The sequence below is a fragment of the Planotetraspora mira genome (genome assembly GCF_016863275.1).
Classification (GTDB): Bacteria; Actinomycetota; Actinomycetes; order Streptosporangiales; family Streptosporangiaceae; genus Planotetraspora; species Planotetraspora mira.
The window spans coordinates 219,348-242,110 of sequence record NZ_BOOO01000022.1; the positions used below are offsets into that span (position 1 = coordinate 219,348).

A 22,763-nucleotide genomic window follows, 5' to 3' on the forward strand; every position below is an offset into this window, starting at 1 on the left:
GAATTAGGGCGCATCCGGATTATTTGGCATATCCGGTCCGCGCCGCAGGGCATTTTCCGGCAGGAGAAACGGCGGTGCCGCCGGGAGTCGGACTCCCGGCGGCACCTGTCTCCGTATGGCCTCTAGAGGTCTACGGGTTCTGGACGATGGTGAAGGTGGAGGTCGTGTTCTTGATGTTCTGAGCGTTGTTGCTCATCGTCAGGTGGTTGAACGTCGCGGAGCCGACCGCCGGCCCCTGGCCCGCCTCCGGCATCTCGTTGACCCAGATGCCGAATCCGGACTTGGCGTCGAAGGCGTCTCCGCTCTTCTGCGCACCCGTGATCGAGACGTTCGTGAGGATCGTGTCGGTGACGGGGTTCTGCGGCTGGTTCCCGACGTAGTTCGTCTGGAACATGATGCCGCTGTAGGTCGGGTCCACGATGTCCACGTTGCTCACGCGGATGCCCTGGAACACCTTGGAGGCCGAGAAGATCCAGATTCCGGGGAAGGTCTGCGCGCCCCAGAAGTGGCCACCCGCGCGGACGATCGAGATGTTGTCGAACGTCGTGGGCGGGCTGGCGCCGAACCCGTTCATCGGGTACCCGAAGTCGAGCGAGCTGATCGTGATGCCCGAGTAGGTCAGGGTGTCGGCGATGTAGATGTTCTTGAACGTGTTGGCGTAGCCGCCGTAGACCGCGACACCGGCCGCACGCCAGGGCAGGATCGCCGTCAGGTTCTCGTAGACGTTGTTTATCTCGTCGGCGCCTCCCGCGTCGATCGCCGAGAACAGCGCGAAGCTGTCATCGCCGGTCGTGCGAGCCTCGTTGTTGCTCACGAGGTTGCCGGTGCTCCCGTTGGTCATGTTGACGCCGTCCGCGAACGTGTCACGGATGCGGGAGTTCTTGATCGTGACGTTGTCGGTGTTCGCGCCCCAGTACATGCAGACCGTGTGCTCGACCCAGACGTTGTCGATCGTCATGTTCGCGACGTTGGACCAGTTGAACACCTTGCCGGGGCCGTCGATGCGGGTGACGTAGTTGCCGAAGTAGGCGAAGCCGGAGAACGACGAGCCGTTCGCCGACGACTGCGCGTCGAAGCCGACGTCGGTGTTGTCCTGCGTCGTGGGCGCGTAGAACCGCGTGTACCACGGGCCCGCTCCGACGATCTTGAGGGCCTTGCCGTACACGTTGAACTTGCCCGTCGTCTGGTAGTCGCCGGTAGGCAGGTAGACACCGACGAGGTTGGCGTCCTGGCGCGCCCTGTCGAGCGCGTTCTGCACGTCCTGGTGGGAGAAACCGGTCGGCACCGCGTAGTGGGCGGCGTCGGGGTTGGCGATCGGCGAGACCTGCTCGAGGTCGATGAAGTCGATCGCGTAGTTGGTGGTGTTGGCGGCGTCCTTCTGCAGCCTGATCGTGCTGCCGGCCGGGACGGTGGTCCCGAGCAGGACGTTGGCCTCGTCGTAGATGTGACGCGGCCCCGCTGCCGGCGAGTTCTGCGGCCCGGTCTCGTTGCCGTACAGCCAGGCGTACTTGGACGTCAGGTTGATGGGCTTGAGGAAGGTGCCGTTGACGTAGATGTTCAGCGTCGAGTTGATGCCGCCGCCGCCCGCGGAGTCCGGGATGGAGAAGCGGGTGACGAGGGTGTTGGTGCTCGCCTTGGTGGTGAACTCGACGTAGCTGCCGGTGCTGTTCAGCGTGACGGCCCTGCGGCCGGACGCCTCACCCGCGAGGGTGCCGATGTCCCTGCTCGGGCCGACGACCTGCGCGCCGCCGCCGACGACGCCGCTCTCCGCCTCGTAGGTGTCGTACGGCATGTTCGCGCCGCGGCCGACGAAGAACGGCTGGGACAGGGTGTTGTTGCCCTGCTTGACCGGCAGTTCGTTGGTGTCGTTGGCCAGCACGGTCTTGACGGTGTACTTGCCGTTGGCGGCCGTCCACGTCCCGAGGTTGACGGGGCTCGTGGTGGCGCCGGCGGCGATCGCGCCGCTGTAGGAGCTGGTCAGCGTCCTGACGACGGTGCCGGAGTCGTTGGTGACGGTGAGGGTGATCGCGTGGGCGCCACCCGCCGAGGCCACGGTGCCCTGGTTCTTGAGGGCGACGGAGAAGGTGACGACGTTGCCGCTCGCCGGGTTGCTGGGGGTCCAGCTCGCCGTCGGGACCAGGTCGGAGCTGTCGACGGGCCTGACGACCACCGAGGTCGAACTGGCGAAGGAGTTGTTGGTCTCGTTCTGCTCGATGACGCTGTTGGCCTCGTCGACCTTGGCGCTCAGGGCGTAGGTGCCGGCGTCACGGGGACCGATGTTCGCGGTGACCGTGGTGGACGCTCCTGCGGCGAGTGCGCCGACGGAAGCGGTGCCGACCTTCGTGGTGCCGAAGTAGAAGTTGACGTTCGTCGCGCCGGAGTTCGCCGATCCCTGGTTCTTGACGGTCGCCGACAGGGTGACGGCGTCGGTCTCGACCGGGTTGGCGGGCGACGACGACAGGCCCGTGACCGTGAGGTCCGGGTTCGGGGCCGGAGTGCCGAATACCTGGAACTCGGCGGCCTGACCGGCGGGGGCGCCGGTGTTGGAGGTGATCTTGAGCTGGACGTCGGCGACCCTGGCGCTGACCGGGATCGTCACCGAGTTGCCGGAGCCGGGGTTGAAGACGTACGGCGTCGGGCCGGACAGGCTGGTGAATCCGGTCGCGCTCTGCTCGCGGCCGAGGATCTCGATCGTCTGGGTGCGCTGACCCCACGCGTTGTCGGGGTTGAGCTTGATCACGACCCGGTTGATGTCGGCGTTGGCGCCGAGCGGCACGGTCAGCGTGCTGGGGTAGGCGCCGCTCGCGCCTTCCCAGTAGGTGGCCACGTTGTCGTCGACGGCGTTGCCCGGCACGAACGTGAAGACCGAGCCCGACGCGGTGACCGACTTGCCGACGGCCAGGTTGGTGCCGCCGCCGGTGCCACCGGAGCCGTTGCGCGTGACGGTGTTGCTGTTCCCCGACTGCTTGCCGGAGGCGTCCTTGGCCTTGACGAAGTAGGACACCGTGGCCGTGGTCGGCTGGGTGTCGGTGTAGGTCAGGACGTTGCCCGCGACGCTCCCGCGGAGCGCGTTGTTGGCGTAGACGTCGTAGCCGGTCACGCCCACGTCGTCGGTGGACGCGCCCCAGGTCAGCTTGATCTGGCCGGAGGCGGGCTCGGTGTAGGACAGGTTCGACGGCGCGCTCGGCGGCGTGACGTCACCACCCGTGACCGGGCCGTAGACCTCGAACTCGGAGATCTGGCCGGCGGGCCAGCCGGTGTTGCCGGTGATGTTCAGCCGGATGTACCGCGCGGTCGTCGCGGTGAAGTTGATCGTCACGGTGTTGCCGGTGGCGGGGTTGAAGGTGTAGCCCGCAGAGCCGACGGCCGTGGTGGCCGGGGGGGACGAGGTCCCGGTCAGGACCGACAGGGTCTCCGTACGGGTGGCCCACGCGCTCGGCGCGGGAACCTTCAGGACGACCTGGTTGACGCTGACGGCGGACCCGAGGTCCACCTGGATCCACTGCGGGAAGGCGTTGTTGGCGCTCTCCCAGTAGGTGTTCTGGTTGCCGTCGTTGGCGTTGCCCGCGCCGTAGACGTCGGCGAAGCTGCTCGCCGTCACAGTCTTTCCCGCCGCCAGGTTGGGGCCCGCGGCCGAGGCCGGGAGTATCGGTCCGGCGAGGACGAGCAGGCTGGTCGCCAGCATCGCCCCTATCAGCCGTAACCCTAATTTCTTGCTTTTCATCGCGTTTCTCTATCTCTCGTCTGGAACGACAGGGAGTGGCGAGGAGACCGCGATCTCCACGCGCGACGCACACGGCCGAGCCGGTCAGCGTGACTCCAGGGGGCGCCGAGCGCCCTCCGGCCGCTGTGAGCTGGCGGCGAGCGTGCGGGCACTGCCAATGCCGACATCACCGAAGGCCTCTCCGTGGATGGGCCGGGGCGGATGCACGGACGCAGTGCTTTCCTGCCGCAAGTTGCGAAAAATTGCAGAGAAACTAACAGGGCTTTGATGGGATCTTGCACCGGACTGGCCAAATGTTACATACGCGCTACGGAGTCGTCAACGGTTAGACAGGACCGATGTCAACACAGCTCACAAGGGGGGAGGCGACCTCGGCGGAAACGACTTCACGGCCTGCCGGACCGCACGCGAGACGACGCCCTACGCGATGACCGCGCGCGACGCGTACGCGCACTCGGGGCGAAATTTCGCCCCATTCATAATTTCGGGCGGAATTATGTGCACGTCCTGAAGGACTAATCCGTCCGGCCGAATTCCGGCGGCGGGCCCTCGTGGCCGGACGCCGCCCAGACCATCACGTCCTCGATGTGCCAGAGCATCGCCGCGGCGACGTCCCCCCAGCCGGTGTCCTCGTGCCACGCGAGGGTGAGCAACGCTCCGGAGACCCGGTGCTGGACCGTAAGGATGTACCGCGAGCCGCCGGGACGGGGCGGGGAGAAGCGCACGACCCCCTGATGGGCCGGATCCCCGAAGGGGAAGCTGTCCCTCCCCCACGACCTGCTGTTGGCCGCGCTGCCGACCAGTGCGTTGTCGATGTAGTTGAACCGCGCGGAACTCGCGCCGGTGCCCCGCAGGCTCCCGAGCACGTCGTCCTCGAGAGGGCCGGCCACACCGGGATCGAAATTGGCGAAGCGGTGGCCCTGCAGTTGCCGGGCGGCGCACACGGCGAGCCTCTCGCGGTAGGCACCCGCGCGGGGGCCGGGCACGACGACCGGTACGGGCATCACGGCCTTGCGCACCGACCCCTGGACCCCCGCGGAGAGCCGGTTGGCGGACAGGGCGAAAACGCCGGCCGAGGGAGTCTCCTCCACCTCGCACACCGCGGCCCCGAACGCGAGGAGGTAGCCGGTCGAGACCGACGTCCCGGCCGTCGCGGCGATGGTCTCCGCGGCCTCAGCCGCACGGCGCGAGGCCAGCCTGCAGGTGTGCAGCACCGGGAAGTCGTCGCGCTTCACGGTCTTCGGTGACCAGTCCCCGAGCGAGTCCCTGAGCGTGACCAGTTGCCGCCGCCAGTGGGTGCGAGCCCGCTCCTGGTGGCGCGTCCCGCCGGGACCCTCCTCCCACAGGGCCGTGTCGAGGGGTTGCTCGACGCTCTCCAGCGGACCGCCGAACGGCTCCCGCCCCTTCGCCCTGGCCTTGATCGCCCGCTCCAGGTCGCGGCAGAGCACGCGCATGCCCCACCCGTCGACGGCGGAGTGGTCGACGACCACGCCGATGCGCCGGACGCGACCGCCGGCGGTGAGCAGGACGAACAGAACGGGCCACTGTTCGTGCAACCGGAACGACGTGCGCGCGGCCGCCTGGAACGCCTCGCCGGCGGGGTCGTCGGGGGCCACGCGGATCACCTCGGCCAGGCCCTCGCCGACCGGGCAGACGTCCTGCCGGCTCGCCCGCACGATGAGCGAGCGCAGACCCTCGTGGCGGACGAGCAGGTCGGCGATGCCGGCCGTGACCTCTCCCTGGGTGAAGTCGTGACCGGGCAGGACGGCGCTGAAGTTGGCCTCGAACGACCATTCGCTCTCGGAGTCGGCGCCGAGGTCTTCGAACCATTCACGCTGGGCCCAGTTGAGGCGCCCACCTCGTTCAACGGTCATTGACATGTCGCCCTCCCCGTTCGCAAGCGATGGGAGATTATTATCGGGATATTGCAGGGATGTATATAACCATGTCAGTCTTTCACCGGGATTATTGCGGCTTGCGCACCCGATATTGCGCCACGCCGTCAAACGATCTCGCCGACCTGCCATTTCGCGGCTGCTCTGAACCCCTGCCGCGCGCCGTATCCAGGACGGGGATCCTGGCCGATCGGGGGAGCATGCCATTCACGACATGAGAGAGCCTCAAACTCGGGCGGACGGGGTGGCGAATGCCGCCGAACGGGGAGAAGATCTCGTCGAGCAGGTGCGCCGGATCTGGGAGGAGGTCCTGGGGATCTCCCCCATCGACACCGACGACGACCTCTTCGATCTAGGAGGGCACTCGCTGACCATCACCCAGATCATCGCGAGGATGCGCAAGCGACTCGGTGTCGAGGTGCCTCTGGACGTGTTCTTCGACGAGCCCACCATCGCGGGGGTGGTCGATGCGGTCCGGAACGGCTGACCTGCGGCCCGGGCGGCTCGCCCGGGCATGACCCGCCATTCGGCCCGCACGCTCAGGTCCACGCGCATGCCCAAGTCCACCCGCATGCCCGAGTCCACCCGCATGCCCGAGTCCACCCGCATGTTCAAGTCCACCGGCACGCACAGGTTCACCGCCAGGCACAGGTTCACCGGCACGCTCAGGGAGGCGTCGCGATGACCGGGTTGACTCTCGCCCAGGAACGGCTGTGGATCCTCCACCGCCTCAACCCCGACGACGCCTCCTACAACCTGCCGATGATGTTGCGGGTGCGAGGCGCGCTGAACGCCGAGGCGCTCGAACGCGCGCTCGCGGTCGTCCTCGATCGGCACGAGATGTTGCGCTGCCGGTTCGCCGAGCACGGAGGCACGCCGGTGCGGGTCCCCACGGACCCCGCCCGGGTCGAGCTCGCCCACTGCGCGGACATCGAGGAGGCCCGCGCGTTCGCGGGGGAGATGGCCGGCCGGCCGTTCGACCTCGAACGCGGGCCGATGATTCGCATGGCCCTGCTCACGCTTGCTCCCGAGGACCACATCCTGGTCATCGTCGTCCATCACATCGTGGCGGACGGCTGGTCGCTCCAGGTGCTGAGGCGGGACATCTCAGACGTGTACGCGGCGTTCGAAGCCGGCAAGCCGTCGCCACTGGCGCCCCTGCCGATGACCTACGACGACCACGTGCGCCGCCGGCACGAGAACACCGGCGACGAGGCGTCGACGGCCTACTGGACCTCGACGCTGTCCGGCTCCCAGCCGCTGGAACTGCCCACCGACCGCCCCCGGCCCCCGGTGCGGTCGGGCCGGGGCGACCACATCGACTTCGACATGCCCGCCGACCTGCTCGCCCGGCTCGAGCGAGTCGCCCGCGCGGAACGCTGCACGCTCTTCATGGTGCTGCTGACGGCCTTTCAGGTGCTGCTCGCCCGGCACAGCGGCCGGCAGGACATCTGCGTCGGAACCCCCACGAGCGGCAGGGACCTCGTCGAGGAAGAGGCGATGGTCGGCTACTTCGCCCAGACGCTGGTCCTGCGCGGCGACCTCAGCGGCGACCCGTCCTTCCGCGAACTGCTGCGGGCGACCCGCGGCCGCGTCCTGGGCGCGCTCGCGCACGCCGACGTCCCGCTGGAGCGGATCGTCACCGAGTTACGGGTCGAGCGCGACCCGAGCAGGACGCCGCTCTTCCAGGCGATGTTCAACTTCCTGCGTGAGGAGCATGACGGGCCGGGGCTCGGAGACACCCGAATAGAGCCCTTCGACCATCCCTTCGCGCAGTCCAGGACCGACATCTCCCTGGACATCGTCCAAAAGCCCTCGGGCACCGCGGCCATGCTCACCTTCGACGACGCGCTGTTCACGCGGGCGAGCGCCGAGCGGATGCACCGGCACCTGCTGACGCTGCTCGCCGACATCGCCGCCCGTCCCGGCGCCCGGATCGGCGACCTGGAGCTGATCGACGACGAGGAACGGGCCGACCTGCTCGGCCGGTGGAACGACACCGCGGTCCTGTCCGCACCCGCCTCGGTGCTCAAGCGGTTCGACGCGCAGGTCGCCCGCACACCTCACGCGGTCGCGGTCGCCTGCGAGGGCCGCGAGCTCACCTATGCGGAGCTCGACGCGCGCTCCCACCAGATCGCCGCCCTGCTGTCCGGCCTCGATCAACACGGGCCCGATCAACACGGACCGGGTGCGCTCGGCGGCCTGGTGGCCGTCTGCCTGCGCCGCTCCCCTGACATGATCGCGGCGCTGTTCGCCGTGTGGCGGGCGGGCGCGGCCTACCTGCCGATCGACCCCGAGCATCCGCGGAACCGGATCGCCCTCGTCCTGGACGACTCGCGGGCCACCGCCGTGCTCACGGATCGCACCCTCGCCGGCCTGTTCCCCGAAGACCGCGTGCTGCTCATCGAGGACGTCGCCGGCCCCGAGGACGCAGGCGAGGACACAGGCACGGTTCACGACACGGGCGCAGGCGAGGACGCGTGGGAACCGGCCGACCTGGAACGGGCCGCCTACGTGCTCTACACGTCAGGCTCGACCGGGCGGCCCAAGGGCGTGGCGGTGCCCCATCGGGCTCTGGCGCGCTTCCTCGACGCGATGGCCGAGATCCTCGGCGAGCAGGAGGGGCGCACCTGGCTAGCGCTGACGTCGCTCTCCTTCGACATCTCCGCCCTGGAGATCTTCCTGCCGCTGACGCGCGGCGGCCGGGTGGAGATCACCCCTGACCACCTGCTGCGCGACGGCCCCGCGCTGACCCGGCTGATCGACGCGACGGGCGTCACGAACGTCCAGGCCACGCCGTCGGGCTGGCGCATGCTCGCCGAGGCCGGGCTCCGCGACACGCGGCTGGACGCGCTCGTCGGCGGCGAGGCGCTCCCCCTCCCCCTCGCCGGCGACCTGCGCGGACGGGTGCGCAGGCTCGTCAACATGTACGGTCCGACCGAGACCACGATCTGGTCGTCGTTCTGGGAGGTGCCGGAACACCCGGAGGAGGTCACGATCGGCGGCCCGATCGCGGGCACCCGGCTGCACGTGCTGGACGAGCGTCGCATGCTGGCGCCGGTCGGCGTGCCGGGCGAGTTGTGCATCGCGGGTGACGGCGTGGCCATCGGCTACCTCGGCCGCCCGTCGCTCACCGCCGAGCGGTTCGTGCCGGACCCGTACGGGCCGCCCGGCTCACGCCTCTACCGCACAGGCGACAGGGTCAGGCGGCTCCCCGACGGGCGGGTCGTCTTCCTCGGTCGCGACGACGGCCAGGTGAAGCTCCGCGGCCACCGCGTCGAACTCGGGGAGATCGAAGCCGTCCTCGAGGCGCATCCGGGCGTCCGCGCCGCGGCCGTCGTCGTCAGGAACGACGCGCTGGTGGCCTTCGTGGTGGGCGACGCCCCCGATCTGGCGGCCCACGCGGCGGCCGCGCTGCCGTCGTACATGGTCCCGGCGGTGGTCGTGGACATGGACGCCCTGCCGCTCACGCCGAACGGCAAAGTGGACCGGCTCGCCCTGCCCTCGGCGGTCGCGGTGCGCCCGGCCGCCGCACCCTCGCGGACCCCGCCGCGCACCTGGGCGGAGCGGAGGGTCGCCGCGGTCTTCGCCGAGGTGCTGGGAGTCGAGGAGGTCGGCGTCGAGGACGACTTCTTCGCACTTGGCGGCCACTCGCTGCTGGCCGCCAAGGTCGTCGCCCGGATGGACGCCGTGCCGATCCGCGAGTTGTTCGACCACCCCACCGTCGCCGGCTTCGCCGCGCGCCTGGCCGACGGCGTGGGCCCCGCGCCGCTGCATCGCAGGCCGGAGGGCGCGGTGGTCCCGCTGTCACGCGCGCAGGAACGCCTGTGGTTCCTGCAACGGCTGGATCCGGGTGACGCGTCCTACAACATGTACAACGTCTGGCGGCTGCGCGGCGCCCTCGACGCCGAGGCCCTTCAGGGTGCGCTGCGCGATCTGGCGGCGAGGCACGAGACGCTGCGGACCGGCTATCCGGAAGCGGACGGCAGGCCCGTCACCGCCGTGTCGCCCGAGGCGGGTCCCGACATCGAGCACCTCACCGTCGCCTCCGCGGCCGAGGCCGGGCGACTCGTCGCCGAACGCACCAACGCCCCGTTCGACCTGGCCGCCGGGCCACCCTTCCGGGTGAGCCTGCTCAGACTCGCCGAGGACGACCACGTGGTGTGCCTCGTCCTCCACCACATCGCGGGAGACGGCTGGTCGCTGAACATCCTCAGGGAGGAGTTGGACCTCCTCTACACCGCCCGGCGTGACGGCGTCGCCGCCGGCCTCGCCGAACCGCCGATTCAATACGGCGACGTCGTCCACGGCCTCTCCGGCCAGGACGACGGCCCGGAGATCGCCTACTGGCGCGAGCGGCTGGCCGACCCGCCGACACTCGATCTGCCGACCGACCGTCCCCGGCCCGCCGTTCCCGCGCACCGGGGCGCCTTCCACGGCATGCGCCTGGCCGCCGAACCCGTCGCCGCCCTGGAACAGGTGGCCGGAGAACACCGCTCGACGTTGTTCATGGTCCTGCTCGCGGCCTACCAGGTCCTGCTCGCCGGCCACACCGGCAAGCACGATCTGCTGGTCGGCTCCACCTTCGCCGGACGGGACAGGGTGGAGCTGGAACGGATGGTCGGCTACTTCGCCAACACGCTCGTGCTGCGCGGCGACCTGTCGGGAGACCCATCCTTCGACGCCCTTCTCGCCCGCACCCGCGACACCGTGCTGGGGGCGATGGCGCACCAGCGGCTGCCGTTCGAGGAACTCGCGGCCGAGACCGGGAGGGAGCACGGGCCGCACCTGGACGCGATGTTCCGGACCATGCTCATCCTGCACACCCAGGACGAGACCGAGACCGCCGGGACCTTCGCCGACCTGGACCTGGAGTTCTTCGACTCCGGATACCGGCAGGCCAAGTTCGACCTCATGCTCGACGCCTGGCGCGACGGCGAGGGGCTGACGATCTCCTTCGGCTACGACAGCGACCTCTTCGACCCCGGGACGATCTCCCGGCTGGCCGAACGCTTCGCCGTCCTGTGCGAGGCCGTCGCCGCCGACCATCGCCGCCCCCTCTCCCGACTGCCGCTGCTGACCCCGGCCGACGAGGCGCTGCTGGCCGAGTTCGAGGCCCAGGAGACCGGCGTCGCCGACGGCCCGATGGTCCCCGGGCTGATCGGGGCGGCGACGGAGGCGACGCCCGACGCGGTGGCGTTGAGCTGCGGCGACGAATCGGTCACCTACGCGCAGCTCGACCGCCGGGTGGGCGCGCTCGCGGCCCGCCTGCGCGCCGAAGGCGTGGGGCCGGAGAGCGTCGTCGGCGTCTGTCTCGATCGTTCCGCCGACGCCGTCGTGAGCCTGCTGGCCGTCTGGCGGGCGGGCGGCGCGTACCTGCCGATCGACCCCGACCTCCCGGCCGGACGGATCGACTGGCTGCTGTCCGACAGCGGCGCCACGCTCGTGATCACCCGTCATGAGGGGCTCTCCGGTGACATCCCGGTGCTCCACCCCGGCGAGGCCGGAGACGGCCCACCGCACGACGGCGTCCTCCCGGCGCCCGATGACGCGGCCTACGTGATCTACACCTCGGGTTCGACGGGACTGCCCAAGGGCGTGGTGGTCGAGCACTGCGCCCTCGCCGCTCGGGTCGCGTGGATGCGCGCGGACTACGGGCTCGGGCCCGGCGACCGCGTCGTCCAGTTCGCCTCACTCGGATTCGACACCCACGCCGAGGAGGTCTACCCCGCGCTCGCGGCCGGCGCGACGGTGGAACTGCTCCCCGACGGAGCCCTCAGCCTGCCCGAACTGCTCGCCGGGCCGCGCGGGCGGGACGTCACGGTGCTCGACCTGCCGACGGCGTACTGGCACCGACTGGTGGACCAGATCGACGACATGACCTGGCCCGACCGCCTGCGGCTGGTGATCCTCGGCGGGGAGCAGGTCCACGCCGCGGCGGTGGCGCGATGGCGGGAGCATTTCGGCGACCGGGTCCGGCTCGTCAACACCTACGGGCCGACCGAGGCCACGATCATCGCGACCGCGGCCGACCTCGGCGCCGCGGATGCCGTGCCGTCGGACGGGCGCCCGCCCATCGGAGTGCCCGTCGGCGGGGCGCGCGCCGCCGTCGTGGACGAACACGGGCGGCGGGTGCCGCCCGGCGCCGCCGGCGAGTTGCTGCTCGGCGGGGCGGGACTCGCCCGCGGCTATCTCGGCCGCCCCGACCTGACCGCCGAGAGGTTCGTGACCGGCCCTGACGGCGGGCGCGCCTACCGCACCGGCGATCTGGTCCGCTGGCGCGGCGACGGGCGGCTGCAGTTCCTCGGCCGGGCCGACGACCAGCTGAAGGTGCGCGGCTTCCGCATCGAACCCGGTGAGATCGAGGGCCGCCTGGCCGCCCTCCCCGACGTGCGCGAGGCGGCGGTGACCGCCCACGACGGCGCCCTCGTCGCCTACGTCACCGGGACGGCCGACACCGACGCGCTGCGGGGGCACCTGGCGGAGACGCTCCCGCCGTACATGGTGCCGGACGTCTGGGTGCCGCTCGACGAGCTGCCCATGACCCCGAACGGCAAGGTCGACCGGCGGGCGCTCGCGCCGCCGGACAAGCCCGCGGAGCGGCCGTTCGTCGCGCCGGAGACCGACGCCGAGTTCCTGGTGGCCGAGGTCTGGGAGGAGGTCCTGCGCGTCGACAGGGTCGGCGTGCACGACGACTTCTTCGCCCTCGGCGGCCATTCCCTGCTCGCCGTCCAGGTCGCGGCCCGGCTTCGCGCCAGCGCGCAGGTGGACGTGCCCATCCGTGAGCTCTTCGCCCACCGCACGGTGGCCGCTCTGGCCGTACTGGTCGAGGAGCTTGTCATGCGAGAGCTGTCCGAGCTCAGCGACGACGAGGTCGCCCGGCTCCTGGAGACGGAGGCCTGATGACTGTCGAGGATTCCCGCAGGGCCCTCGCGGCGCGACGACTGCGCCGCAGGGCGGCCGCGCCGACCGTGCCGGCGCGCCCGCCCGGGGAGGAGCCGCCGCTGTCGTTCGCCCAGGAGCGACTGTGGTTCATGGAGCAGTACACCCCCGGCAGCCGTGCCTACATCATCCCGGTCGCCCGGCGGTTCCGGCACGAACTCGACGCCGAACGCCTGCGGGAGGCGCTGCGTCAGGTGGTCGAGCGGCACGAGACGCTGCGGACGCGCTTCCCCGCGACCGCCGACGGCGCTCCCGCCCTCGAGGTCGTCCCTTCCGGGAGCCCCGAACTCGCCGTCGAGCTCACCCTGGCCGAGGTCGACGACGAGGAGGCCGCACGCGCGCTGGTGGACGAGTTGCAGGCACGCCCGTTCGACCTGGCCGCCGGCCCGCCGATCCGCGCCCTCCTCGTACGGCTCGCGCCCGACGACCACGTCCTGGGACTCGCCGTCCACCACATCGCGGCGGACGGCTGGTCGGTGAACATCCTCCTGGGCGAGCTCATAACGCTGTACGAGGGCAGGGCCGTGCCCGACCTCACGGTCCAGTACGGCGACTACGCCCTGTGGCAGCGCGGCCTGCCGGCGACGGGCCTCGACCACTGGCGCGAGCGCCTGGCCGGCGTGGAGGCGCTCGCGCTGCCCACCGACCGGCCGCGCCCTCCGGAGGTGACGTACGGCGGGGCGAGTCACCCGGTGCGGATCGACACCGACCTGGCCCAGGGGCTGCGCAGACTCGGCGAGGACCACGGCGCCTCCCTCTACATGGTGCTGCTGGCCGGGTTCTCCGCGCTGCTCGGGAGATACGCCGGTCAGGACGACGTGACCGTCGGATCCCCCGTCGCGGGCAGACCGGCCGCCGAGCTGGAGACGCTCGTCGGCTGCTTCGTGAACATGCTGGCGATGCGGTCGGACCTGTCCGGCGACCCGTCGTTCGCCGAGCTCCTGCTGCGCGTGCGGGAGACCGCGCTCGACGCCTTCACCCACCAGGACGTGCCCTTCGAGCAGCTCGTCTCGGCGCTCAACGTGACCAGGGACGTGTCGCGGTCGCCGCTCTTCCAGGTCATCCTCGCCATGCAGAACTACGACTCGGCGGGCGCGGACGCCGAGGGCTTCGACCTCAAGTCATGGGCGACGCGCTTCGACCTGGAGCTCTATTTCGCCGACGACGGCAGCGAGCTGTCCGGCTCCGTCATCTACAACACCGACCTGTTCGACGCGGCGACCGTCGAGCGGCTCTGCCGGCACCTGGTCGCGCTGCTGCGCGCGGCGGTGGACGACCCGGCCAGGCCACTGTCGGCCCTGGACCTCCTCGACGCGGGCGAGCGGGCGGCCCTGGATTCGTGGAACGACACGAAGGTGGACCACGGCCCGCCCGCCACGCTGCTCGAACTGGTCGAGGCGCAGGTCGCCCGCACTCCGGAGGCGCCCGCGGTGACGTTCGAGGGCGTCACCCTCTCCTACGCCGAGATCGACGAGCGGGCGTCACGCGTCGCGGCGGCCCTGCGGGCGCACGGCGTCACCCCGGGCTCCCGGGTCGGCGTGTGCGCCGAACGCTCGCCCGAGCTCGTCGCGGGCCTGCTCGGCGTGCTGAAGGCCGGCGGCGCCTACGTTCCCCTCGACCCCGAGTATCCGGCCGACCGGCTCGCCTTCATGGCGACCGACGGCGCCCTGTCCGCCGTCCTCACCTTCGGCGCGTCCGACGGTCTCACCGCCCTCGCCTCCACCCTCGAGGCCGGCCTGACCAGCTGCCCGCTGCTGCCCCTCGACAACGTGGGCGAGCCGTCCTCGGCGGAGCCCGCGTGGCGAGCCGGCCCCCTCGACGCCGCGTACGTGATCTACACCTCCGGGTCGACCGGCAGGCCCAAGGGTGTGCCGAACACGCACAGGGGCATCGTCAACCGGTTGCGGTGGATGCAGGACCGGTTCGGGTTGACTTCCGGCGACGTGGTGCTGCAGAAGACACCGGCGGGCTTCGACGTCTCCGTGTGGGAGTTCTTCTGGCCCCTGATGGTGGGCGCGCGGCTCGTCCTCGCCCGCCCCGGCGGGCACAAGGACGCGGCCTACCTGCGCGACCTGATCGTCGCCGAGGGCGTCACCACGCTGCACTTCGTGCCGTCCATGCTGGCGATGTTCCTGGCCGAGGAGGGCGTCGCCGCCTGCGGCACGCTCGAACGGGTCATCTGCTCCGGCGAGGAGCTGCCCGCCGACCTCGCCCGCCGCTGCGTCGAGACGCTGCCCGCCGAGCTGCACAACCTGTACGGCCCCACCGAGGCCGCCGTCGACGTCTCCGCGTGGCACTGCACGGCGGAGGCGCTGCGCGACCTGGCCAGGGTGCCGATCGGCGCACCCGTCGCCAACACCACGCTCCACGTGCTCGGGCTGGGCATGCGGCGGGTCCCCGTCGGCATGCCGGGCGAGCTGCACATCGGCGGCGCGCAGGTGTCGCTCGGCTACCTCGGCAGGCCCGGCCTCACTGCGGAGCGGTTCGTCCCCGACCCCTTCGGCGAGCCGGGAGCCCGGCTGTACCGCACGGGCGACCAGGCTCGCTGGCGCCCGGACGGCACGCTGGAGTTCCTCGGCCGGCTGGACACCCAGGTGAAGCTGCGCGGCCTGCGCATCGAGCTCGGCGAGATCGAGACGGTGCTGCGCGAACAGCCGGGTGTCGCCGACGCGGCGGTCATCGTGCGGGAGGACCGGCCGGGAGACCAGCGGCTGGTCGCCTACGTCGTCGGCACGACACCGGACAGGGCGGTCCTGAAGCAGGTGCTGCCCGACTACATGGTCCCCGCCGCTTTCGTCGAGCTCGATCTGCTGCCGCTGTCCCCCAACGGCAAGCTCGACAGGAGCGCGCTGCCCGCGCCCGCCCGGCAGGGGCCCACGGCCTCCGAACCCCCGTCCACCCCGACCGAGCTGGCGGTGGCGGCGATCTGGACGGAGATCCTCGATCTCGACCAGGTCGGGGCCGACGACGACTTCTTCGACCTGGGCGGCCACTCCCTGCTGGCCACGCAGCTCGTCACGCGGCTGCGCCGTATGGCAGCCGAGACGGGTGGCGGCGGGGTGAGCGTCATGGACGTCTTCAAGAACCCCACGGTCCGCGAGCTCGCCGCACTCATCGACACTCCCGCCGACCAGCGGGCGCCCCGTGGGCTGCTGCACGAGCTCACGCCCCGTCGTACGGCCGAGCTGAGCTTCGTCTGCGTGCCGTACGGCGGGGGAAGCGCGGTGGTCTACCAGCCGCTCGCCGACGCCCTCCCGGAGCGGTACTCCCTCTGGGCGGTGGCGATCCCCGGCCATGACGTCGGGCTCGACGAGGAGCATCTGCCGTTCGAGGAGCTGGCCGCCCGCTGCGTGGCCGAGATCCAGGAGAAGGTGCGCGGCCCGATCGCGCTGTACGGCCACTGCGGCGTGGGCTCGGCACTGATCATCGACATCGCCCGGCGGCTGGAGCAGGCCGGGCGGACGGTCGAGATCGTCTACATCGGCGCGATGTTCCCGTTCGCCCGCCCCAAGGGACGCGTCGCCTCCATCCTGTCCAAGATCGCCAGGATGGAGGCGCTGCGCGGAGACCGGGGGTACGCGAACTGGCTCACCGGTCTGGGCGTCGACCTGAGCGACCTGGATCCCGCGCAGGCCCGCTCGATCATCCAGAACATGCGCGAGGACTCCACGGCGGCCGAGGACTACTACACGCGCCTGTTCGACGAGGGCACCGATCGCCTGCGCGCCCCGATCGTCACCATCGCCGGCGGCAAGGACCCGACGACGGACTACTACCAGGAGCGCTACCGAGAGTGGCACTTCCTGACCGACACCTCCGCCGTGGTGGTGCTGGAGGAGGCCGGCCACTTCTTCCTGAAGTACCGCGCGGCCGAGCTCGCCGAGATCGTCACGCTGCCGCTGCTCACCGAGCAGCCGCCCCCGCGGGAGACCTGGCGGCTGCACGAGGTGTCCCGCGGGAACGCCATCGAGGGCACCGTCTCCCACGGCCACTCCACCGGACCAGAGCCCAGCATGCGCAGGTTCGCCGCCGTGGCCGGCGGGCAGCTCGTGTCGATCACCGGCTCGGCTCTCACCGAGTTCGCCATCCCGATCTGGATCTACCTGACCACCGGGTCCGTCGCGCGCTTCGCGCTGTTCACCGTGCTGGGGCTGGTCCCCGGCCTGGTGGTCTCGCCGCTCGCCGGAGCGATCGTCGACCGGTACGACCGCCGGAAGGTGATGCTCGGGGGCGACATCGCGGCCGGCGGCGTCCAACTCATGCTCGGGCTCCTGGCCTGGACCGGCAACCTGCAGGTCTGGCATCTGTACCCGTCGATCGTGTTCCTGTCGCTCGCGCTGACGTTCCAGCGGCTGGCCTACGGCTCGGCCATCCCGCAACTGGTGCCCAAGCGCTATCTGGGGCACGCGACGGGCATCGGCCAACTCGGCGGCGGGCTCGCCCAGCTCCTCACCCCGCTGCTCGCTGTCGGCCTGCTGTCGGCCATCGGCCTCGGCGGCATCCTCGCCCTCGACGTCGCCAGCTACGCGGTCGCCATCACGCTCATCGTGTTCGTACGGTTCCCCACCTCGATGGCCTGGCGCCGCAAGGAGTCGCTCACCGCCGAGATCGCGAACGGCTTCCGCTACGTCTGGGGCAACCGCGACTTCCGCAAGATGTTGTCGTTCTTCGCGATCCTCAACCTCCCGCTCTCCCCCCTGTTCCTGATGATCTCGCCGCTGGTCCTGTCGTTCGCCACGCTCAGCGAGGTCGGCACGGTCTCCTTCCTGTCCGGACTGGGAGTCACGATCGGCGGGCTGGCGATGTCGATGTGGGGAGGACCGCGCCATCTCCGGATGCGCGGCGTGCTGCTGTCGACGCTCGTCCTTGCCGCCTTCTGCTTCGTCACGGGCCTGCGGGCGGAGCTGTGGGTGGTCGCCGCGGGCGCCTTCGGCATGGCGCTGTGGCTCACGTTGCTCAACGGCATCTACACCACGATCGTCCAGGTCAAGGTGCCGCAGCGGTTGCACGGCCGGGTCTTCGCCCTGAACACGATGATCGCCTGGTCCACCCTGCCCGTCGGCTTCGGTCTCATCGCGCCGTACGGCACGGACCTGTTCGAGCCCCTGATGGCGCCGGGAGGCGCGCTCGCGCCCACGGTCGGCGCGGTCATCGGGACGGGTGAGGGGCGCGGCATCGGGTTCATGTATCTGCTGTTCGCCCTGCTCATGGCGGTGATCGCACTGGTGGCGCTGCGCTGGCTGGCCGGATTCGACGACCGGGTGCCCGACGCCGTCGCCGACGACCTCATCGGCCTGGAGAGCGTCAGCGCCGCGAGCACCGGCAAGGACACCGGCTCCGGCGCCGCCGACGGCGTCCGCCGCCCCTCCGACGCCTCACTCGTGAGCGTCCGATCTCGAGGAGAGAGATGAACCATCGCGTCGTCGTCAACCGCGACGGCCAGTATTCGATCTGGCCGTCGGAGACGGATCTGCCCGCCGGGTGGGCGGCCGAGGGGCCCGCCGGCTCGCGGCAGGAGTGCCTGGAGCGGATCGACACGATCTGGACCGACATGCGGCCCTACCGGAGCCGCCTGCGGGAATCGCTGGCGGCCGCTCTGGAGAAGGCGTCGGACGGACAGCTGACGGCAGCCGAGGTGCTGAGAGCGGACACGTCGTTCGTCGCGATGGGCGTGACGTCGCTCACCATGGTGCGCCTGATCGACGTGATCGAGACGGAGCTCGACGTCATCGTGGACATGGACCACGACCCGCGCGTCCTGGAGGACCTCGGCTCCCTGGTCGACCACATCGCCGGGCAACGGCTGTCGTCCGGCACGAGCGACGGCGGCCCCGCGTCCGGTTTCTGATCGGCGGCCCGCCGGGCGGGGCTTCCGGCGGGCCGGACCTGATTGGCGGGCCCCCGAGCGGTCTCCGGCGCGGGCTTCCGGCGGGCTTCGAGACTGGAACGTTCCGCCTGAAACGTGGTCGAATGGCTCAGCACGACCGAGCCGCTCACACCTTCGCGATAATGTGCCGGAATGACATACTTTTTCCTCTTATGTCTGATATTTGCGCCCTTTGTCTTTCTGTTGCTGGCCATTCGGCTGTCCTGGCGCGCCGTCCGCGCGCTCAAACGGCGGAGACTGCCGGGGCCGACACATGACTCGTCGCTGAAAGCGGCCATCGAGGTGGCCGCGATGTCGGTGATCGGCGCGGGCCTGTGCTGGACGGCGGGCGTGGGATCCGGTTTCTACCTTCTCGACCCCGACGAGATCTGCGACAGATCGCGGCTGTCTGGCTCCGCGGCGGGTTCGGACGTGGTCACCATCGAGGAGCACCTGTCGCTGCCCGTGCGCCAGACCTGCGTGTGGGCCGACGGCACCCGTTACGACCTCGTCCCCTCGTGGGTGAATCCGATGATCGCCGTATTCCTCGTGGTGCTGGCCCTGAGCCTGGTGGTGTGCGTCGCCGGTCTCGTGACGCACCGGCGGCGCCTGCGGGCCGTACCGGAATGACGAGAACCGACAAGCCCTCCACACCGGGAGCCTTTCAGAAGCCGGAACCTCTCACTGCGCGACTCGGATGCCGAGGGTCTGGGCGAGCATCGGCGCCAGGTCGAGCAGTTGCACGCCGCTGATCGTCGCACCGGCCAGCGAGTCGTACCCGTCCTTCACCCCCAAGCCCGTCGCCTGGGTGAAGTCGACCTTGCTCATCCGCGCCTTGTCGAACCTCGTGCCCTCGAGCAGCGAGCCGGGGAAGGTCACATCGGTGAGCGTCGCGCCGGCGAAATCGACCTCGGCCATCCTGCAGTTCACGAACGACACCTCCCGCAGCGTCGCGCCGCGGAAGTTGAGCGAGTCGAGCTTGCAGTCGTGGAACACGACGCGGGTCATCTCCGCGCCGAACAACTGGATCCCCGCGAGCGCGCTCGCGACCACCTCGGCGTCCAGCCAGGTCGTCTCGCCGAGGTCGGAGCCCACCCATCTCACGGTGTGCATCCACACGTCGGCGAACCGCGCCCGCCGGTATCGGCCACTCGTGAAGGTCACCCCGGAGAACGCGCACTCGATGAACCGGGCGTCACCGGCGTCCGTCTCGTCGAAGGCGTTCCCGTCGAACAGTGCGGTGTCGTAGTCGCCGGAGGGGACCAGGCGCCCCGCGTGCGGTTCGAGATGCGCCGCGAACGGCAGGTCGTCACGTTCACGCGGTCGCGGCATGACCTACCTCCGTGCGGTCGGGGAAGACGTGGATCGATCGTAGTGACCGGCCGCGCCGGAGGTGATCGCAGGGCGGCCTGCACGGCAGGCCGCCGAGGGGGTCACTGGGCGGATTCGACGCCCTCCACGATGGCCTTGGTCATCTTCACCCCTGCCGCGCCCTTGTCCTTGCCGCTGGAGTTGTACAGCGTGGTCACCACGGCGTTGCCCACCCGCGCGGCGACGAGCGTGGTGCCGCCCTGCCAGGCCGGGGAGGTCTCGACCGCCTTGATCGCCTCGTCGCCCATGCCGGGGACGGCGGTCCTAACGATCTTGACCTTGGCCGTCATCCCATCCGATTTGTCGGTGAAGGAGGCACATGAGCCGAACGCCTTCCGGAGCGCCGACATCACCTTCTTGGCGTTGTCGCCGTGGAAGGTGTCGATCTCCTGCGCGAACTGCCCGCTCTGGCCGGGGCCCGTGTAGTCGTTCTGCGCGAAGCCGGCGCCCTCGATCCCGGAGGCCCGGATCCATGCGGTCTGCAAGAGGATCCCGCACACCTTGCTCCGCGGCACGGTGCTGGTCGAGTCCTCCGTGAGAATGTCGCCGGAGTTGCGCGCGCCGTCGGAGTTGAGCTTGAAGCCCTTCGGCATCGCGTCGGCGGCGAGCAGCATCGCGTTCAGCTCGGTCCCCGTCAGGACTTTCTCGACCGGCGCCTTGGCCGGGGGCGTGGCCGGGTTCTCGCTGCCGGCGGTGCCCCCGCAACCGCCTGCAGCGAGAACGACCAGGCCGGCGGCGGCGAGGAGCGCGCCCATCCGGAGGGGGTTGTCGGCGAAGGTCTTCATTTCGGGTTCTCCAGACGTACGACCGCCGTTGACGAGATCAACCGGGCGCTTTATTCGTTGCTGTGATTGCCTAGCCAAGCAGATGTGCATTGAATTTACAACTATCCCGCTTGTTCCTTCAATGTGCGCTTACGGGTAGGCTTCCCGACATCCGACGCGAATTGAGGACCGGATACAGCGGGACGAGCGCCGGAGCGGAGAGGGGCCGAGCGTGCAGGACGAAGCGACGGTGAGCGCCACGGACATCGCCCGGCTCGCAGGAGTCGGCCGGGCGGCGGTGAGCAACTGGCGTCGCAGGCATCCCGACTTCCCGCAGCCCGTGGGCGGTACGCCGATCAGTCCTGTCTTCGCCCTGCCCGAGGTGGAGACGTGGCTTCGCGACCAGGGCAAGCTCCGCGAGCTTCCGGTCGAGGAGTGGGCCTGGCAACAACTGCGCGCGGAAGCCGGCGACGATCTGCAACTGGGCGGGGTGCTCGCCGCCGCGGGAGACGCGCTGGTGAAGGAACATGCCGGTGAGACGGTTCCCGGCCCGTCCGCGGCACCGCCCCCGAGGAGCGGCGCGGCCGAGGCGGTGGCCGACCTGGCGGCCGAGTGGGGGGCCTCCCCGGCGTTCGAGTTCCTCCTGGGCCGCTACTGGGAGGCGCAGGGCCGTCGTGCCTCAGCCACTCCCCCGGAGGTCGCCGCGGTGATGGCGGCGCTCGCCGGTGACGCCGCGACCGTCCTCGATCCGGCCTGCGGGACCGGCGAACTACTCGTGGCCGCCGCCGAGAACGGCGCCGCGCGTCGGTTGCTCGGGCAGGAGGCCGACTCCGGCACCACTGCCCTGGCCACCGTACGGCTGGCCCTGCGGCACGACGACGCGGCCATCCGGACGGGGGACTCCCTGCGTGCCGACGCCTTCCCGGACGTGCTGGCCGACGCGGTGTTGTGCGACCCGCCCTTCCACGTGCGGACCTGGGGACACGAGGAACTGACCGCGGACCCGCGCTGGGAGTACGGCCTGCCTCCCCGCCTGGAGCCCGAACTGGCCTGGGTGCAGCACGCGCTGGCCCACGTGGCCCCCGGCGGACGGGCCGTGGTCCTGATGCCCGCGGTGGCGGCGGGCCGCAGATCGGGCCGCAGGATCCGGGCCCAACTGCTGCGCACGGGGGCGCTGCGCGCCGTCATCGCGCTCTCCGCGGCCCAGCACGTGTGGGTGCTGCAGCGCCCGGAGGGCGGCACACCGGCCACCCTCCTCATGATCGACGACGCCGACCAGGAGACGATCGTCTCGACCTGGGAGACCTACCGGAACGACCCGGAGCACGACGAGCCGGGAGTCAGCCGGGCCGTGCCGATCATCGACCTCCTCGACGAGGACGTGGACCTCACCCCGGCCCCTCACCTGTCCGCCACCGGATCGGAACGGACGGCGGAGCGGTTCCTGGAGACCCACGACCGGCTGACCGCGCTGCTCGAGAGGCTCGGCGGGCTGCTGCCCGCCGTACGTCCGTCGGTGGATCAGGAGGAGTCGCCGTCCGTCCTGATCGCCGAACTCGCCCGGATCGGATATCTCACGATCCACCAGGCGCCGTTGCGCAGGGACCAGGAAGAGGTCGCCGGCGACGGGCAACCGCTGCTCACCGTCGAGGACGTCATCGAGGGACGGGCCGCCTCGGCGCGTGCGACGCCCGCGGACGGACGCTGGATCGCGACCCGTGCCGGTGACATCGTGATCGCGGCGGCCGCCCACCGCTTCGCGGCCCGGGTCGTGGAGGGCGACGGCGCCCTGCTCGGTCCGCAACTGTCCTTGCTGCGGGTAGACCCGGAACGGCTCGACCCGTACTTCCTCGCCGGAGTGCTGGGCAGTTCCGCCAACGCGCGCACGTCGACCGTGCAGACGACGGGGACCACCGGCCGGGTGGACATCCGGCGCGCGCGGATGCCCCGGCTGCCGATCGAAGAGCAGCGCCGCTACGGCGTCGCGTTCCGGCGGATGGCGGAGTTCGAGTCCGCCCTGCGGTCCAGCGTCGCCCTCGGGGAGGAGATGGCCCGGCTCCTGGCCGACGGAACGGCCGACGGAACGCTCGTCCCTGCTCCGGGTGAGGTCCCCGTCCACTGGCCGTCGATCTGACGGTCCGGCGCCCACCCGGCCCACGGGTGAACCGCGTCGCGTGAGCGGTTCGCGCCCGTTCGCCGGC

11 protein-coding genes are annotated in these 22,763 nt (G+C 70.7%); 7 read left to right on the top strand and 4 right to left on the bottom strand.

Features of this window, described 5'->3' with window-relative positions; all coding sequences use genetic code 11:
* Positions 1-130: 130 nt before the first annotated feature.
* Positions 131-3,685 carry a CARDB domain-containing protein gene (locus Pmi06nite_RS22325; RefSeq protein ID WP_239114111.1) on the bottom strand — a complete coding sequence of 1,185 codons (3,555 nt, stop codon included), beginning with the start codon at positions 3,683-3,685 and terminating at the stop codon, positions 131-133.
* 554 nt (positions 3,686-4,239) lie between these two features.
* Positions 4,240-5,604: a condensation domain-containing protein gene (locus Pmi06nite_RS22330; RefSeq protein ID WP_203955013.1), complete on the bottom strand. Its 1,365-nt coding sequence runs from the start codon at positions 5,602-5,604 to the stop codon at positions 4,240-4,242.
* A gap of 229 nt (positions 5,605-5,833) precedes the next feature.
* Here Pmi06nite_RS22330 and Pmi06nite_RS22335 point away from each other — a divergent pair, with 229 nt between their 5' ends.
* The 6 genes from Pmi06nite_RS22335 (at position 5,834) to Pmi06nite_RS22355 (ending at position 19,057) form a co-directional block, all read left to right on the top strand.
* Entirely contained in the window at positions 5,834-6,106 is a 273-nt protein-coding gene (locus tag Pmi06nite_RS22335; RefSeq protein ID WP_203955014.1) for a phosphopantetheine-binding protein, read from the top strand.
* 66 nt (positions 6,107-6,172) lie between these two features.
* Positions 6,173-6,304 carry a hypothetical protein gene (locus tag Pmi06nite_RS42645; protein WP_275409594.1) on the top strand — a complete coding sequence of 44 codons (132 nt, stop codon included), beginning with the start codon at positions 6,173-6,175 and terminating at the stop codon, positions 6,302-6,304.
* Positions 6,301-12,522 carry a non-ribosomal peptide synthetase gene (locus Pmi06nite_RS22340; protein WP_203955015.1) on the top strand — a complete coding sequence of 2,074 codons (6,222 nt, stop codon included), beginning with the start codon at positions 6,301-6,303 and terminating at the stop codon, positions 12,520-12,522. Before Pmi06nite_RS42645 ends, Pmi06nite_RS22340 begins: the two co-directional genes overlap by 4 nt.
* Positions 12,522-17,972, top strand: a complete 5,451-nt coding sequence (locus Pmi06nite_RS22345; RefSeq protein WP_203955016.1) for a non-ribosomal peptide synthetase/MFS transporter — start codon at positions 12,522-12,524, stop codon at positions 17,970-17,972. Before Pmi06nite_RS22340 ends, Pmi06nite_RS22345 begins: the two co-directional genes overlap by 1 nt.
* Positions 17,969-18,409 (top strand): MbtH family NRPS accessory protein, encoded by a 441-nt coding sequence (locus Pmi06nite_RS42650; protein ID WP_203955017.1) that lies wholly within the window; start codon positions 17,969-17,971, stop codon positions 18,407-18,409. Before Pmi06nite_RS22345 ends, Pmi06nite_RS42650 begins: the two co-directional genes overlap by 4 nt.
* A gap of 222 nt (positions 18,410-18,631) precedes the next feature.
* Positions 18,632-19,057, top strand: coding sequence for a hypothetical protein (locus tag Pmi06nite_RS22355; RefSeq protein WP_203955018.1), 426 nt, complete (start codon positions 18,632-18,634; stop codon positions 19,055-19,057).
* A 51-nt stretch (positions 19,058-19,108) separates the two neighbouring features.
* Here the strand turns inward: Pmi06nite_RS22355 and Pmi06nite_RS22360 are convergent, their stop codons facing one another.
* Positions 19,109-19,759 (bottom strand): pentapeptide repeat-containing protein, encoded by a 651-nt coding sequence (locus tag Pmi06nite_RS22360; RefSeq protein ID WP_203955019.1) that lies wholly within the window; start codon positions 19,757-19,759, stop codon positions 19,109-19,111.
* 101 nt (positions 19,760-19,860) lie between these two features.
* Positions 19,861-20,583: a hypothetical protein gene (locus Pmi06nite_RS22365; RefSeq protein WP_203955020.1), complete on the bottom strand. Its 723-nt coding sequence runs from the start codon at positions 20,581-20,583 to the stop codon at positions 19,861-19,863.
* A 211-nt stretch (positions 20,584-20,794) separates the two neighbouring features.
* Here Pmi06nite_RS22365 and Pmi06nite_RS22370 point away from each other — a divergent pair, with 211 nt between their 5' ends.
* The gene (locus tag Pmi06nite_RS22370) at positions 20,795-22,696 is read left to right on the top strand and encodes an HsdM family class I SAM-dependent methyltransferase (RefSeq protein WP_203955021.1); all 1,902 of its coding nucleotides are present in this window, start codon (positions 20,795-20,797) and stop codon (positions 22,694-22,696) included.
* Positions 22,697-22,763: the final 67 nt, after the last annotated feature.